This window comes from Neisseria sp. HMSC070A01 (genome assembly GCF_001810165.1).
Lineage (GTDB): Bacteria > Pseudomonadota > Gammaproteobacteria > Burkholderiales > Neisseriaceae > Neisseria.
The window spans coordinates 86358-103555 of sequence record NZ_KV800126.1 but is presented as its reverse complement, the minus strand read 5'-3'; the positions used below and the strand labels follow the sequence as shown (position 1 = coordinate 103555).

Here is a 17198-nt window from a genome sequence, read left to right as displayed (position 1 = left end):
GCCGTCTGAAACCCAGTTTCAGACGGCCTTTTTATCTTAAGTCTTAACCGTAACGTCGTTGGAAATCTTTCATAAAGTCGGCCAACGCGTTCACACCTTCAAGCGGCATCGCATTATAAATGCTGGCGCGCATACCGCCGACGGTTTTGTAGCCCTTGAGCAGGCACAGGCCCTGCAACTCAGCTTCCAACACAAAGCGGCGATCCAAATCCTCACTTGCGGTTTTGAAGACCACGTTCATTTTGGAACGCGCATCAGGATGAATATCGTTGATGTAAAAACCGCCGCTGCCGTCTATCGCCTCATACAAGGTTTGTGCCTTCATTCGATTGACCGCTTCAATTTTTTTCACACCGCCCTGCGTTTGCAGCCAGCGGAACACCAAGCCCGACATATAAATCGCATAGGTGGAAGGCGTGTTGTACATACCGTCGCGGTTGATGTGCGAACGGTAGTTGAACACATCGGGAATATCGTTCGGACAACGCTCCAGCAAATCCTCGCGGATAATGACCACGGTCGCACCGGCGGGGCCGATATTTTTTTGTGCGCCGGCATAAATCAGGCCGTAATCGGATACATCAAACTCACGCGACAAAATCTCGCTCGACATATCGCACACCAGCGGCGGCAGGCCGTCTGAAAGTTTGGGGACGTTTTGATACTGCAAGCCGTTTACGGTTTCATTAATCGCAAAATGAACAAACGCGGAATTCGGGTTGACATCCCAATCCTCCACCGCAGGCAGGTTTTTATAGGCATATTGCTCGCCGCCATGCGCGGCCAAACGGATTTCGGCATTGCTCAAACGGCTCATCTGTTCATAGGCAATACGGCTCCAGTTGCCCGTTACCACCGCGTCGGCAGTCGCAAAACCGTGCGCCAAATTCATGGCCACCATATTGAATTGCGTGGTCGCACCGCCCTGTAAAAACAGGATTTTATAGTTGGACGGAATATTCAAAAGCTGGCGCAAGTCTTGTTCGGCATGATGAAGAATGCTCAAAAACATATCCGAACGGTGGCTCATCGCCATCACGGGGAAACCCGTACCGTTGTAGTCGAGCATTTCCTGTTGCGCGGTACGCAATACGGCTTCCGGCAATACGGCAGGACCTGCGGAAAAATTATAAATCGGGTGTGCGGACATAGCGGCCATCTTTCTTCTTCGGAGGGTATGAAGAAATTGTAGAACCGCCTTGCACATTGTGCAAGCACGAAAAATCAGGAAATCCAAGGCCGTCTGAAAACAAAGCACCACCAATTATTTGTTTTCCAAAAAAATTCCAGAAAAGCCACATCAAAACTTGTCAACAATTCCCTTTTCAGACGGCCTCATCCCCACCCCTTCCATTTAAGCAATTACTTCAAAAAATCCACGCCAAATCAACGCTTTTCTTTTATCTGGAAAACAGTTATAATAGGCCAATTTTTCAAATCACACGAAAAATGGCCGCGCGGCCATTTTTTTGTTTATGTACTTCTGGAGAAGCATGGATATTCAAAGCATTCTTGATAAAACCCTGCCCGGCTTGGGCTACGAGCTGGTCGATTTCGAACTGACCGCGCAAGGCGATTTGCGCATTTTCATCGATAAAGAAGGCGGCATCACCGTCGAAGACTGCGCCACTGTCAGCAACCATCTGAGCCGCGTGTTCATGGTTGAAGACATCGACTACAAACGCTTGGAAATCTCCAGCCCGGGCCTTGACCGACCGTTGAAAAAAGCCGCCGACTTCGTGCGCTTTGCCGGCCAGAACGCCAAAATCAAAACACGCCTGCCGATTGATGGTCAGAAAAACTTCATCGGCCGCATCGAATCTTGCGAAAACGACATTGTTACCGTCTCTTTCGACGGCAAAACCGCCCAAATCGAATTGAGCAACATCGACAAAGCCCGTTTGCGCCCCGAATTTAAATTTTAAAAACCGATTACTTGGAGATTCTAGAAAATGAGTCGCGAAATGTTACAGCTGGCCGAAGCGCTGGCAAGTGAAAAAAACGTTGAAACGGAAGTCGTATTCAAAGCCCTTGAATTCGCCCTCTCTACTGCCGCCAAGAAAAAAGCCGACCGCGAGCACATGGACGTGCGCGTCGAAATCGACCGCGATACCGGCGAATACCAAACCTTCCGCCGCTGGCTGATTGTTGCCGATGAAGACTACACCTACCCCGACGTAGAAAAAACCATCGAGGAAATCCAAGAAGAAATCCCCGGCACCACCATCCAAATCGGCGAATACTACGAAGAGCAGCTGCCAAACGAAGGCTTCGGCCGCCAAGCAGCGCAAACCGCCAAACAAATCATCCTGCAACGCATCCGTGATGCGGAGCGCGAGCAAAACCTGAACGAGTTCCTTGCTTCTAAAGAAGACATCGTTTCCGGCACCGTAAAACGCGTTGAGCGCCACGGCATCATCGTTGAAGTCGTCGCGGGCAAACTTGATGCACTGATTCCACGCGAAGAAATGATTCCGCGCGAAAACTTCCGCAGCGGCGACCGCATCCGCGCCCTCTTCCTGCGTGTGGACGAAATCGGCAATACCGGCCGCAAACAAGTTATTTTGAGCCGTACCAGCGGCGACTTCTTGGCCAAACTCTACGCCAACGAAGTGCCTGAAATTGCAGACGGCCTGTTGGAAATCCGCGAAGTAGCACGCGATCCAGGCCAACGCGCCAAAGTTGCCGTTAAAGCCAACGACCAACGCATCGATCCACAGGGTACTTGTATCGGCGTGCGCGGTTCCCGTGTCAACGCCGTGAGCAACGAATTGTCCGGCGAACGCATCGACATCGTTTTGTGGTCTCCCGAGCCTGCCCAATTCGTGATGAACGCGCTGTCTCCTGCCGAAGTGAGCCGCATCGTGATTGACGAAGACAAACACGCCGTTGACGTGATTGTTGATGAAAACCAACTGGCGCTGGCCATCGGCCGCGGCGGTCAAAACGTCCGCCTGGCTTCCATCCTGACCGGCTGGCAGCTGAACATCATGACCGTTGAAGAAGCCGACGAGCGCAATGCCGCCGAAGACGCCGTTATCCGCAACCTCTTCACTACCCACTTGAACATCGACGATGAAACCGCCGATATTTTGGTTGAAGAAGGTTTTGCCACATTGGAAGAAGTGGCTTACGTTCCGGCGGCAGAATTGCTCGCCATCGAAGGCTTTGACGAAGAAATCGTTGAAACCCTGCGCAACCGCGCACGCGACGCCATCCTGACCATGACCATCGCGGCAGAAGAAAAACTGGGCGAAGTGTCTGAAGACATGCGCAATCTGGACGGCGTAGATTCCGATATGTTGCGCAAGCTTGCCGAAGCAGGCGTGACCCAACGCGACGATCTGGCCGAATTGTCTGTTGACGAATTGGTCGAAATTACCGGTGTTGACGAAGAAGAAGCCAAAAAAGTGATTTTGGCTGCACGCGAACACTGGTTTACTGAAGAAAACAACTAAGGGGGTACTGAATGAGTAATACAACCGTAGCACAATTTGCCGCCGAACTAAACCGCCCCGTCGATGATTTGCTTAAACAATTGAAAGAAGCCGGCGTCAACAAAAACAGCGGTAATGACAGCCTGACCACTGACGACAAACAACTGCTGACCGCTTACCTGCAAAAGAAAAATGGCAGCAACAGCGGCACCATCAGCATCCGCCGCAAAAAAACCGAAGTCAGCACCGTTGACGGCGTAAAAGTGGAAACACGCCGCCGCAGCCGTGCCGTTACCATTCCTTCTTCCGAAGAATTGGCCGCGGAGGCCAAAGCCAAAGTAGCGGCTGAAAACCAAAAAGCCGAAGCAGAAAAAGCAGCCGCCAAAGCTGCCGAAGAAAAAGCCAAAGCTGCCGAAGAAAAAGCCAAAGCTGAAGCAGAAGCAGCCGCAAAAGCCGAAGCCCGCGCCAAAGCAGAGGCCGAAGCAGCCAGACTGAAAGCAGCCAAAGCCGCACCAAAAGCAGAAAGCAAGCCTGCCGAAGCCAAAAAAGAAGAAGCTAAACCGGTTGAAGCCGTAGAAGCTAAAGTAGAAGCCAAAGCAGACACCAAGCCGTCTGAAAAATCCGTTGAAGCTGAAAAACCGGCCGAAGCCAAAAAACCTGCTAAAGCCAAACAAGACAAAGGCGGTAAAGGCAAAGAAGCGAAAAAGGCAGCCAAACCTGCCGCGCCTGCCGTACCTCAACCTGTCGTCAGCGAGGAAGAACAGGCTCAACGCGATGAAGAAGCCCGTCGTGCCGCTGCCCTGCGTGCGCATCAAGAAGCCTTGTTGAAAGAAAAACAAGAGCGTCAAGCACGCCGCGAAGCCATGAAACAACAGGCCGAGCAAGAAGCAAAATCTGCCAAAGAAGCCAAATCCAAATCAGGCGAACGCAACAAATCTGCCGAGAAAACCAAATCCTCAGCCGGCGAAGGCAAATCCGAACACAACGCGCGCAATAAAAAAGACGACCGCCGCGATCGTGACGAAGAGAACCAAGGACGCAACGCCAAAGGCAAAGGCGGCAAAGGCGGCCGTGACCGCAACAATGCACGCAACGGCGACGACGAGCGCGTACGCAGCGGCAAAAAAGGCAAGAAACTCAAACTCGAGCCGAACCAACACGCCTTCCAAGCACCGACCGAACCTGTCGTACACGAAGTTTTGGTTCCCGAAACCATTACCGTTGCCGATTTGGCGCACAAAATGGCCGTTAAAGGCGTCGAAGTGGTCAAAGCCCTGATGAAAATGGGCATGATGGTCACCATCAACCAATCCATCGACCAAGACACTGCCCTGATTGTGGTGGAAGAACTCGGCCACATCGGCAAACCTGCTGCTGCCGACGATCCAGAGGCATTCTTGGATGAAGGCGTGGAAGCCGTGGAAGCCGAAGCATTGCCGCGTCCTCCGGTGGTTACCGTCATGGGTCACGTCGACCACGGTAAAACCTCCCTGCTGGACTACATCCGCCGCGCCAAAGTGGTACAAGGCGAAGCAGGCGGCATTACCCAACACATCGGTGCATACCACGTTGAAACCCCGCGCGGCGTGATTACCTTCTTGGATACTCCGGGTCACGAAGCGTTTACCGCCATGCGTGCGCGCGGTGCGAAAGCAACCGACATCGTGATTCTCGTGGTTGCAGCCGACGATGGCGTGATGCCGCAAACCATCGAGGCGATTGCCCATGCTAAAGCCGCAGGCGTGCCGATGGTGGTTGCCGTCAACAAAATCGATAAAGAAGCCGCCAATCCCGAGCGTATCCGCCAAGAGCTGACCGCGCACGAAGTCGTGCCGGACGAATGGGGCGGCGATGTACAATTTATCGACGTTTCCGCCAAAAAAGGCATCAATATCGACGCCTTGCTCGAAGCCGTCTTGCTCGAAGCCGAAGTTTTGGAACTGACCGCCCCTGTCGATGCACCAGCCAAAGGTATCATCGTTGAGGCACGTTTGGACAAAGGCCGCGGCGCGGTTGCTACCCTCTTGGTGCAAAGCGGTACGCTGAAAAAAGGCGATATGCTGCTGGCCGGTACTGCATTCGGTAAAATTCGTGCAATGGTTGACGAAAACGGCAAAGCCATCAATGAAGCCGGACCGTCTATCCCTGTCGAAATCCTCGGCTTGTCCGACGTACCGAACGCAGGCGAAGATGCAATGGTGTTGGCCGACGAGAAAAAAGCGCGCGAAATCGCCCTCTTCCGTCAAGGCAAATACCGCGACGTGCGCTTGGCCAAACAACAGGCCGCAAAACTGGAAAACATGTTCAACAACATGGGCGAAAACCAAGCCCAATCCTTGTCTGTCATCATCAAAGCAGACGTACAAGGTTCTTACGAAGCTTTGGCGGGCAGCCTGAAAAAACTGTCCACCGACGAAGTGAAAGTGAACGTGTTGCACAGCGGCGTGGGCGGCATTACCGAATCGGATGTCAACTTGGCCATCGCTTCCGGCGCGTTCATCATCGGCTTTAACGTCCGTGCAGATGCTTCCGCACGCAAACTGGCCGAAAATGAAAATGTGGAAATCCGTTACTACAACATCATTTACGATGCCATCGACGATGTGAAAGCCGCCATGAGCGGCATGCTCTCTCCGGAAGAGAAAGAACAAGTCACCGGTACGGTCGAAATCCGTCAGGTTATCTCCGTTTCCAAAGTTGGCAATATTGCAGGCTGTATGGTTACCGACGGCGTGGTCAAACGCGATTCCCATGTCCGCCTCATCCGCAACAACGTGGTCATCCATACCGGCGAACTGTCTTCTTTGAAACGCTACAAAGACGACGTCAAAGAAGTCCGCATGGGCTTCGAATGTGGTCTGATGATCAAAGGCTACAACGAGATTATGGAAGGCGACCAACTCGAATGTTTCGACATCGTCGAAGTTGCCCGTACGCTGTAATCAGACAGGCCGTCTGAAAAATCAGAAGCAGGTTTTGCAATGCGAAACCTGCTTCTTTTTTTCAGACGGCCTTTTTACACTCTTCATAGTTTGAAACTATAAAAATCAATGTGTGGTATAGAAGGCACAAAACAATCAAACAAGGCAAAACCATTTAGTAAAAGAAGGGACGGCAAACACGGCCCGACAAGGCTCTCTAATTATTGTCATATCTTAATGTTTTTGTTGTTTTTATCAAATTTCGGCACTAGTATATATAGCCTAAACACAATACAAATTAAGCAATACCGGCCATATGCCGGATACGTTTACTTCCTTGTTACTCTCATCAATATCTAAAGAAAATATCATGACAACCGAAAAAGCAACCCGCATCCGCAATGCGCAATTTGAATTACGACATGCAGAGCAATTACAACCTCCCCCCCTTGCCCAAACAACCACAGGCACGCCCGGGGATGACGTTTATTATGTCACCCGCAGCGACGATACAATCATTGAAGACCCAAACGGCGGCGATGATACGGTTTACAGCAGCGTCAGCTATACCCTCCCCAACTACGTTGAAAACCTTGTTTTGACCGGTACGGCCAACATCTTCGGCGCAGGCAACAACAGCAACAACATCCTCATCGGCAATGAAGGCCGCAACCGACTCAACAGCGGCCGCGGCGACGACATCGTTCACGGCGGCGGCGGCAACGATTTCATCAACGGCGGCGAAGGCAACGACCGTCTTTTCGGCGAAACAGGCAATGACACCCTCAACGGCGAAGCAGGCAACGATATGCTTGAAGGTGGCGAAGGCGACGACACCTACCTTTTCTCTGCCAAAAGCGAACAAGACACCATCATCGACGACCAAGGCCACAACAGCATCCGCTTCCATACCGACCTGAGCCTTAACGATTTAACCGTCGAAGTCCGAAACAACGAAACCGGCGGTCAAGACTGGCTGATTGCTGTGAAAAACAGCAATGCCGTTTTAACCATCAAAAACCAATACACGCAAAACGGCACAACGCCGGCAGTCTCCCAATTCATCATCGGCACACAAAAACTGGATGTAAACAGCTTTGCCAAATATTTCAATATTTCCCTGACTGAGCATACCGAAAGCGGCCGGACCATCGATGGCAGCGATGGTAATGACCACCTGATCGGCACATCCGGCGATGATATTATCGACGGCAAAGCCGGTGCCGACATTATGGAAGGCGGAGACGGCAATGACACTTACTATGTTGATAACGCAAAAGACGTAGTGATTGAACAAGCTGGCGGCGGCGAAGACACCGTATTCAGCAGCATTTCATATACTGCCGCCACCCACGTCGAAAATGTTACCTTGACCGGCACAGCCAATATTTTTGCCGCCGGCAACAACAGCAATAACATCCTGACCGGCAACGAAGGCCGCAACCGTCTCAATAGCGGACGCGGTGATGATACCATTTACGGCATGGGTGGCAACGACAACCTCAACGGCGGCGACGGCAACGATTATCTGGATGGCGGCGATGGCAACGATGCCATCAATGGCGATGCTGGCGACGATGTTTTAGTGGGCGGCAACGGCAAAGACATTCTGAAAGGCGGCGCCGGAAACGATACCTATATCTACGGCGACAACGATACCATTATCGACAACCAAGGCATCAATACCCTCAAGTTTTCAGACGGCCTGAACAATACCAAGCTCAACTTGAAGACCATTCATAATGACGACGGCAGCCAAAGCTGGGAAATTACTTCGGAGCAAGGTTCAGCCCTGATTCAAAACCAAATCGGCGCAGATGGCAGCATTTCCATCGACCGTTTCCAGTTCAGCGACCAAACCTACACTGCCGCGCAGTTCCAACAAGCCTTCCAAGCCCTGAAAGCCGAAACCATCAAATTTGTCGGTACAAACGGCGACGATACCTTGCATGGCGATGCAGGCAACAATGAAATCGACGGCGGCAATGACGGCCGCGACATCCTCTATGGCCACGACGGCGATGACATCTTGCGCGAACACAGCGAAACCTATTACGGCAACGAACCCGCTTCCGACGATAAACTCTACGGCGGCAACGGTAACGACAAACTCTATGCCCATGTAGGCGCAGACTTACTCGACGGCGGCGCAGGCAATGATTATCTGGAAGGCGGCGAACACAACGACACCTATATTTTCGGAAAAGGTTACGGACACGACACCATTTTCGACTACAACTTCGGTTTCGACAACGAGGCCGGCCTGCATACGCTCAACGCCAACACCGTGAAATTTAGCAGCGGCATTACCCTTGACGACCTTGAAATTACCGTTGAAAAAGGTTACGACAAAACCGGGATTGCCGACCTGCCCGACAGCAACCAATTTGTATCTCCCCCCCTGCTGGATGGCGACACTTGGCATATCCGTATCAAAGGCACAGACGATGTTTTGACCATCAAAAACCAAAGCGGTATTTATGGGGCGATTTCCGAGTTTCAGTTTGACGGCAATGCCTCATACAGCACGGGCGAACTGATCAACCACTTCAAACTGTCTATCCCGCACATGATCGGCAACAAAAACATCGTCCAATACACCGGCCAACCCGTTGAAGAACTCAACCGGGATGTGTACAACAACTTCAACCACACCATCCATGCCGATAGCGACAACAGCGATTTAGATTTGTCGCGTTACACTTCTGTTGTCGAATACAGGGGCAACCGCAGTGATGAAACCATTACTTTGGGCCGCGGCATCAACATCGTCGATACAGCCGGCGGCAACGACACCATTACCGATCCGGGTGCCGACAACACCATCATCATGTTTGGCAGAAACAGCGGCAACGACACCTTTAATCCGTATGGTGGCAGCGATACCCAAGTCCTTTTCAAAGAAGGGCTGACGCTGAAAGATTTACAGTTGAAAACCGGCGATGATTGGGTCTTAACCATCAAAGATACAGGCGACACCCTGACCATCCATGATATTGCCAACAATAATATCGACAGCTTTGTATTTGAAAGCGGTAAGAGTTACACCGCCGACGAAATCAGCAAAGCACTGATTACTGAAAATACGCAAAACAACGGTATCCTGTAAAACCCAAAGGCCGTCTGAAACCTGAATTCAGACGGCCTCAGTCTTTTGCTGATTTATTTATCTTTCCGCTATATAATTATTCTCATTCAAGTTCACAAGAAAGAATAAAACATGGATGCCTTAAATCTCCTGACCACACGTCGCTCTTCCAAAAAACTGGCTGCTCCGGCACCCAATGCCAAGCAACTGGAACAAATGCTGCAAGCGGCAACACAAGTGCCCGATCACGGCAATATGCGCCCCTACCGCTTTACCGTTATTCAAAGCGAGACCGGCTTGCAACGTTTCCGCGAGCTGTTGAGCAAGACCGTTACCGAACTCAACTTCGGTGATGATGCCATGAAAAAGGCCGAACGTGTCGGCAACATGGCGCCTATGATTATCGGCGTTACATTTGCGCCGAACCGTGAAGTGGCAAAACCCAAACCTGAATGGGAACAAATGCTGACTGCCGGCTGTGCCGCCTATGCTTTACAACTGGCTGCTTCTGCTCAAGGCTTCGACAATGTTTGGATTACGGGCATGTGGGTCAACAGCCCATTGTTGCGCGAAGCATTTGAGTGTACCGACAAAGACAAAATCATCGGCCTGATGATGATTGGCTCGCCGACCGAAGAAGGCGGCGGCCCGAAAAATACCAACCTGGAATGCTTTACCACTTATTGGTAAAGCCTGAAAATACTCAGGCCGTCTGAAAACCTGATTTAATGGTTTTCAGACGGCCTTTTTACGTCTCTTGTCAAAATATCAAGCAGGATTCATAAACGCTTCAACTTCTTCCAAAGAAATATCCGCCGTTGCACCATGACGCGAAGCAACCAACGCGCCCAACGCACAAGCAAAAGTAATGGCTTCTTGAGGAGGCGCATTATTGAGCAGCTTGTAAGTCAAACCACCAAGAAAGCTGTCGCCCGAGCCGACAGTATCCACCACTTTAACTCGGAAACCGCAATGACGGTACATCTCGCCGTCCTTATACAAAACCGCGCCATGGCTGCCCAAAGTCACACACAAGATTTTGACACCGGTCAGCTTAACAAGATAGCTGATATTTTGTTCGATACTGTGATAAGGAGAGCCGTAAGCCGCAGCCAACTCATACAGCTCATCATCATTGAGTTTGACCATATCGGACTGTTTCATGGTCTCCAACAAGCGGTCAATATCGTAATGCGGCTTGCGCAGATTAACGTCAAAAATTTTAAACTTGGCTTCTTTCAATAAAACATCCAGGCTTTTACGCGAAATCTCGTCACGGGTTGCCAAGCTGCCAAAAACAAAAGCATCGGATTCCGCCACTCGTTTGATTGCCGCATTATCATTCGAAATCCTGTCCCACGCGCAAGGATAAACAATCTCATAAGACGCACTGCCAGACTTGTCCAAGTGTACTTTTACCAAACTGGTCGCGCATTCTTGGCAAACCTGCAAATAATCAGTATTGACGTTTTTGCTTTGGACCTGGCGCAGCAATTCCTCGCCATCGGCATCATCGCCGCGACGGCTGATGATGGCAGCATCGATACCCAAAGACTGCAAACGGACAGCAACATTCAAAGGCGCGCCACCCAATACTTTTCCGTTTGGAAAATCGTCCCACAGCACTTCGCCGAAACTGGTTACTTTCATTCTTAACCTTCCTTATTTGAGGTTGATTGGCAGGGTCTGCACACCCGACAGATTTTTTTAAATCATGTACTTGTAGTAAAACTCCAGCATCGGGGGCAAAAGTATTATGTTTTAAAATATTGGGACTGACAAGCAATTAAGGGCATATCAGACAATAAACTTGATTCATCACAAAATTATATTATTCCTATTTTTTCTTTTTCTTTCACATTTATCCCCTCTGATTTCATCAAAATAAAATATTCTGAAATTTAAATACAAAAGGCCGTCTGAAAACTGATTCAATCAATTTTCAGACGGCCTTTATCGAAGTATTGCAACGATTAAACTACCACTTCTTCTTTTTTCTTCACTTCTTTGGCAATGTTCTCACGGCTCAAGCCAAACATCAGCAAGAGCGGGCTGGCAACCAATACGGAAGAGTAAATACCGAACACGATACCGATGGTCAGCGCCATAGAGAAGCCGTGCAAGGCCGCTCCGCCGAACACCAGCATAGAAACAACCATTGCCTCGGTCGAGCCGTGGGTAATGATAGTACGGCTCATGGTCGCGGTAATCGCGTTGTCGATGACTTCCGGCACAGTGTGGCCGCGCATATGCGGCTTACGGAAGTTTTCACGAATACGGTCAAACACAACCACAGATTCGTTCACGGAATAACCCAAAACTGCCAAAATACCTGCCAAGACAGTCAATGAGAATTCCCATTGGAAGAAGGCGAAACAGCCGAGAATAATCACGATATCGTGCATATTCGCAATAATCGCGGACACTGCAAAACGCCACTCAAAACGCATGGACAAGTAAATAATAATACCTGCCACCACGAAGCCTAATGCCATCAAACCATTGGTGACCAATTCTTCGCCGACTTGAGGGCCGATGAATTCGACTTGGCGTAAGGTAACGTCAGGATTGTCTTTTTTCAGCAAATCCATCACTTGGTTGGACAATTGGGCGGAGGTTACGCCTTCTTTGTTCGGCAGGCGGATCATGATGTGCTTGTTCGTACCCAAGGCCTGAACCTGTACATCACCCATTTTCAGCGTATCGAGGCGTTCGCGTGTTTTATTCACATCAACGCCCTGCTGATATTGGACTTCCATCACCGTACCGCCGGTAAATTCGACGGAGAAATTCAGGCCTTTGGTTACCAAAAAGAACACGGCGGCGATAAACGTAACCAACGAAATAAAAGTCGTCAGTTTGCCGTAGCTCATAAACGGAATATCGCGTTTGATTTTAAATAATTCCATGTTTTACTCCTTGCCTTCTGCCATTTCAGCTTTCGGCTTCCATACCGAACCGATGGAAATATTTTGCAATTTGCGACGGCGGCCGTACCACAAGTTGACCAAAGCACGGAACACGACCACGGATGAATACATCGAAGTCAGAATACCGATACAGTGTACAACCGCAAAACCGCGTACCGGGCCGGAACCGAATACCAACAAAGCGATACCGGCAATCAGAGAGGTCAAGTTGGAGTCGACAATGGTTGCCCAAGCGTGTTGGAAACCGAGGTTGATGGCCTGCTGCGGTGCGACACCGGCACGCAATTCCTCACGGATACGTTCATTAATCAACACGTTGGAGTCAATCGCCATACCCAAGGTCAAGGCCAAGGCGGCAATACCCGGCAAGGTCAGCGTTGCCTGCATGGCAGACAAAATACCCACCAAAAACAAGATATTGGTACTCAAGGCAATGGTAGAGAAGAAACCCATCAAGCGGTAGTAAATCACCATGAATGCAGCAACAGCGGCAAAGCCCCACAAGGTAGAGTGGAAACCTTTTTCAATGTTTTCTTTACCCAAAGACGGGCCGATGGTACGTTCTTCAACAATCTGCATCGGTGCGGCCAGCGAACCGGCACGCAGCAACAATGAAGTATCGTTGGCTTCGGCTGTCGTCATGCTGCCGGAAATCTCCACGCGGCCGCCGGTAATGGCGGCACGGATGACAGGTGCGGTAACGACTTCGGATTTACCTTGGTCGATCAACACCATAGCCATACGTTTACCCACATTGGCCGAAGTCAATTCGCCAAAAATGCTGCCGCCCGCACTATCCAGGCTCAGGCTCACGGCAGGCGCGCCCATTTGGTCAAAGCTAGGTTGCGCGTCGTTGATGTTGTCGCCGGTCAGTTCAACTTGTTTGTTGACCAAAATAGTTTCCGGATGATCGCCACCACTTGACAGCAATTCGTAACCGGTCGGCACATTGCCGTTCAAAGCTTCTTGCAGTTTGATCGGATCGTCTTCCACCATGCGCACTTCCAAAGTCGCGGTACGGCCGATAATGTCTTTGGCTTTGGCAGTATCTTGCACGCCCGGCAGCTGTACGACAATGCGGTCAAGGCCGGATTGTTGGATAACCGGTTCGGCTACGCCCAATTCGTTCACACGGTTGTGCAACGTATTGATGTTTTGTTTAACCGCATCAGAACGTACTTTATTGATTGCCTCTTCAGACAAAGTCAGCACGATATTGTTGCCGTCCGGCAGCAGCGTGGCTTCAGGGAACAATTTTTGCAACTGAGGCAAGGCTTTTTGTACATCGGCAGCATCTTGCAAAGGCACGGTCAGACCGTTTTCAGTCTGATGCACCGTGCCGGTACGGATTTTTTCGCGGCGCAATTCGCGGCGGATGTCGCCGGAATAACGTTCAAACGTTTTCTGCATCGCGGCTTTCATGTCCACCTGCATGGTGAAATGCACGCCGCCGCGCAAGTCCAGACCCAAGAACATCGGATTGGCTTTAATTTTCGCCATCCACTCAGGGCTGTCTGCCAACAGGTTGAGCGCGGTAATATAACCTTCGCCCAAAGTATTTTCGATGACGTCGCGCGCTTTCAATTGCGTTTCGGTATCTTTGAAACGCACTTTCAGCGAGTTGTCGACGATGAACATACCATCAGTCTGAATACCCGCCTGTTTCAGCGCGGCATCCACTTTAGACTGGGTTTGATCGTTGATCACGATGGCTTGTCGGTTGGTCGATACCTGTACGGCAGGCGTTTCACCGAAAAGGTTGGGCAGCGAGTAAACAGCCGCAACCACAATCGTGAACGCAATCAGCAGGTATTTCCATAAAGGATAACGGTTCATGGTAAACCTTTGCTTTATTTATAAAGGCAAACAGCCGCGCTCGGAAAATGAGGCGGCTTTTTGCAAAAAAACGGATTATTCGGCTTTCGCGGCAATCGCGTTGCGCTCAACTTCCACTTCGATTTTCGCACCTTGGCCGATGTCGACAGTGTAGAATTGCTCGCCGACTTTGGTCACGCGGCCTTTGAAACCTGCCGCCAAAACGACTTTATCGCCGACTTTCAAAGCGGCCAACATCGCTTGGTGCGCTTTGAATTTCTTTTGTTGAGGACGCATAATCAGGAAGTAAAACACCACCATGATCAGCACTAAAGGGGCAAATTGAGCCACTGCTTGATTCATAATATATCCGTTCTTTCAAGTTTTAGATTAAGTAAAAAACTGCACACTGCAATCAAACACATTGGTTGGACTGCAAAATTGAGCTATTCTAAAGGCCGTCTGAAAAATTTCCAAGTATTTCCGTATTTATTAACCATATTTAGCAGTCTTTACGACTTGTCCGACACATACTGTTCCATGTTCAAAAAAATCCTTTGGCGCATCAGCACCCGCCTGCGCCGTTTGTTTGGCAAAAACGCCCGCACCGTATGGATTTCGCATCCGATATTCCTACAGCACCAGCCGGGGCCCAACCATCCCGACAGGCCCGAACGCATCAGCGCCATTCAAACCGCCTTAAAACAAGAAGGCATTTGGCGTCGCCTGCAAACCGCCGAAGCACCGGAAATCAAAGATGCGCAACTGGCATTGGTCCACTCGCGCAACTATCTACACGAGTTGGAAGCCGCCCAGCCGCTCCCCGGTAAAATCCACCGTATCGACGACGATACCGTCATCTGCCACGACTCCCTTCAAGCCGCCCGTTTTGCGGCCGGTGCCGTCGTCAAGGCAGTCGATATGGTGATGAACAAAAAGGCCTGGCATGCTTTTTGCGCCATCCGCCCGCCAGGCCACCATGCCCACAGCAACAGCGCCGGCGGCTTTTGCCTGATCAACAACGTTGCCGCCGGCGTGATGCATGCCATTGCCCAATACCGCTTGCAACGCATCGCCGTCATCGATTTCGACGTTCACTTCGGCGACGGTACGGCGGAGATTCTCCAAGACGATCCGCGCGTGATGTTTTTCAACCTGTTTGAAACCGACATCTTCCCCTTCCCTCAGGCAGAACAATACGCCGGCAATAAGAATATGCTGCATACGCCCCTCAAACCGGGCACAGGCAGCCGTATCTTCCGCACGACCATCCGCGAACAATGGCTGCCCAAGCTCACGGCCTTCCGCCCCGAGTTGGTGTTGCTTTCGGCAGGTTTTGACGGGCACAAACAAGACGAAACAGGCCGTCTGAACCTGCATGAAGCCGACTTTGCCTGGCTGACGCACAAAATCGTCCAAGCAACGGCAAGCTGTCAGGGACGTGTCGTTTCCGTACTGGAGGGCGGCTATACCTTGGAATCCATGTCCAAATCCGCCGCCGCCCACATCCGCGTATTGGCGGGCTTGAGCAAGGCCGATTACGTCGTCGCCTACCAAAAACATTTGAAGCGAGGCAAAAGTAACAATCCTACACCATAATGCATTCAAACTATTGACCCCAGGCCGTCTGAAAACAGATTATCTATTTCAGACGGCCTTTTTTTTCATTTACAAACTTTAATTTGAGCAAAGACAAACCATTTCCATATTATCAGTAGTAAAATAACAAATATAAAACATACCAATAAAAATACTTCACACGCCACACTGCTTCCCTTTCCCTAATTGACCGTCTTTTTCAGACGGCCTCCACTTTAAAAAAGGAGCGTTACAATGAAAGCAGCACGTTTTTACAACAAAGGTGACATCCGCATCGAAGACATTCCCGAGCCAACCGTCGCTCCGGGTACTGTCGGCATCAATGTTGCTTGGTGCGGTATCTGTGGTACCGACCTGCACGAATTCATGGAAGGCCCGATTTTCATTCCGCCTTGCGGCCATCCACACCCAATCTCCGGCGAGTCAGCGCCAGTCACCATGGGTCACGAGTTCTCCGGCGTGGTTTATGCCGTAGGCGAAGGCGTGGACGACATCAAAGTCGGCCAACACGTTGTCGTTGAGCCCTACATCATCCGCGACGACGTACCGACCGGCGAAGGCAGCAACTACCACCTCTCCAAAGACATGAACTTCATCGGCTTGGGCGGCTGCGGTGGCGGCTTGTCTGAAAAAATTGCCGTCAAACGCCGTTGGGTACACCCTATTTCCGACAAAATCCCATTGGACCAAGCTGCTTTGATTGAGCCTCTGTCTGTCGGCCACCATGCTTATGTACGCAGTGGCGCGAAAGAAGGCGACGTCGCATTGGTCGGCGGTGCAGGCCCAATCGGTTTGCTGTTGGCTGCCGTACTGAAAGCCAAAGGCATCAAAGTCATCATCACCGAATTGAGCAAAGCGCGTAAAGACAAAGCACGCGAAGCCGGTGTGGCCGACTACATCCTCGACCCGTCCGAAGTCGATGTCGTTGAAGAAGTGAAAAAACTGACCAACGGCGAAGGCGTAGACGTCGCATTCGAATGCACCAGCGTCAACAAAGTGCTGGACACCATGGTCGAAGCCTGCCGTCCGACTGCGAAAGTCGTCATCGTATCCATTTGGAGCCACCCCGCCACCATCAACGTCCACAGCGTCGTGATGAAAGAGCTGGACGTGCGCGGCACCATCGCCTACTGCAACGACCACGCCGAAACCATCAAATTGGTTGAAGAAGGCAAAATCAACCTTGAGCCTTTCATCACCCAACGCATCAAACTGGACGAATTGATTTCCGAAGGCTTCGAACGCTTGATCCACAACAACGAATCCGCAGTAAAAATCATTGTCAATCCTAATCTTTAATCCTAAGGCTTAAAGAATAAACAGGCCGTCTGAAACCTTTCAGACGGCCTGTGTACTTGATAAATTCCCGAATGGCCCAATCCTCTGCCAACCATTCACTTATCAAAAG

12 protein-coding genes are annotated in these 17198 nt (G+C 50.7%); 7 read left to right on the top strand and 5 right to left on the bottom strand.

The genetic code is table 11. The annotated features are described in order from the left end of the window. Positions 1-43 precede the first annotated feature (43 nt). Positions 44-1150: a phosphoserine transaminase gene (gene serC, locus HMPREF2711_RS09010; protein WP_036493527.1), complete on the bottom strand. Its 1107-nt coding sequence runs from the start codon at positions 1148-1150 to the stop codon at positions 44-46. A gap of 343 nt (positions 1151-1493) precedes the next feature. On the opposite strand from serC, the gene rimP reads away from it, so the two are divergent. From rimP to HMPREF2711_RS08985, 5 genes are all read left to right on the top strand, one after another. Then, the gene (gene rimP / locus HMPREF2711_RS09005) at positions 1494-1925 is read left to right on the top strand and encodes a ribosome maturation factor RimP (protein WP_003745685.1); all 432 of its coding nucleotides are present in this window, start codon (positions 1494-1496) and stop codon (positions 1923-1925) included. 27 nt (positions 1926-1952) lie between these two features. Next, the gene (nusA, locus tag HMPREF2711_RS09000; RefSeq protein ID WP_036493524.1) at positions 1953-3458 is read left to right on the top strand and encodes a transcription termination factor NusA; all 1506 of its coding nucleotides are present in this window, start codon (positions 1953-1955) and stop codon (positions 3456-3458) included. A gap of 11 nt (positions 3459-3469) precedes the next feature. Beyond that, positions 3470-6379, top strand: coding sequence for a translation initiation factor IF-2 (infB, locus tag HMPREF2711_RS08995; RefSeq protein ID WP_070616010.1), 2910 nt, complete (start codon positions 3470-3472; stop codon positions 6377-6379). Between the two features lie 349 nt (positions 6380-6728). Then, positions 6729-9467 carry a calcium-binding protein gene (locus tag HMPREF2711_RS08990; RefSeq protein WP_070616007.1) on the top strand — a complete coding sequence of 913 codons (2739 nt, stop codon included), beginning with the start codon at positions 6729-6731 and terminating at the stop codon, positions 9465-9467. 111 nt (positions 9468-9578) lie between these two features. Continuing rightward, positions 9579-10136, top strand: coding sequence for a nitroreductase family protein (locus HMPREF2711_RS08985; RefSeq protein ID WP_003745677.1), 558 nt, complete (start codon positions 9579-9581; stop codon positions 10134-10136). A gap of 78 nt (positions 10137-10214) precedes the next feature. Here HMPREF2711_RS08985 and HMPREF2711_RS08980 read toward each other — a convergent pair whose 3' ends face one another. From HMPREF2711_RS08980 to yajC, 4 genes are all read right to left on the bottom strand, one after another. After that, positions 10215-11096: a carbohydrate kinase family protein gene (locus HMPREF2711_RS08980; protein WP_003745675.1), complete on the bottom strand. Its 882-nt coding sequence runs from the start codon at positions 11094-11096 to the stop codon at positions 10215-10217. A 323-nt stretch (positions 11097-11419) separates the two neighbouring features. After that, positions 11420-12355 (bottom strand): protein translocase subunit SecF, encoded by a 936-nt coding sequence (gene secF, locus HMPREF2711_RS08975; protein WP_003686183.1) that lies wholly within the window; start codon positions 12353-12355, stop codon positions 11420-11422. A 3-nt stretch (positions 12356-12358) separates the two neighbouring features. Then, positions 12359-14212: a protein translocase subunit SecD gene (gene secD / locus HMPREF2711_RS08970; RefSeq protein WP_003745673.1), complete on the bottom strand. Its 1854-nt coding sequence runs from the start codon at positions 14210-14212 to the stop codon at positions 12359-12361. A gap of 75 nt (positions 14213-14287) precedes the next feature. Further along, positions 14288-14554, bottom strand: coding sequence for a preprotein translocase subunit YajC (yajC, locus tag HMPREF2711_RS08965; RefSeq protein ID WP_003675720.1), 267 nt, complete (start codon positions 14552-14554; stop codon positions 14288-14290). Between the two features lie 177 nt (positions 14555-14731). On the opposite strand from yajC, the gene HMPREF2711_RS08960 reads away from it, so the two are divergent. Together HMPREF2711_RS08960 and HMPREF2711_RS08955 are read left to right on the top strand one after the other, a co-directional pair. Further along, complete coding sequence (locus HMPREF2711_RS08960) at positions 14732-15790, top strand: histone deacetylase family protein (RefSeq protein WP_003745671.1); 1059 nt, start codon at positions 14732-14734, stop codon at positions 15788-15790. Positions 15791-16024: 234 nt separating this feature from the next. After that, complete coding sequence (locus HMPREF2711_RS08955) at positions 16025-17089, top strand: 2,3-butanediol dehydrogenase (protein WP_003745670.1); 1065 nt, start codon at positions 16025-16027, stop codon at positions 17087-17089. Positions 17090-17198: the final 109 nt, after the last annotated feature.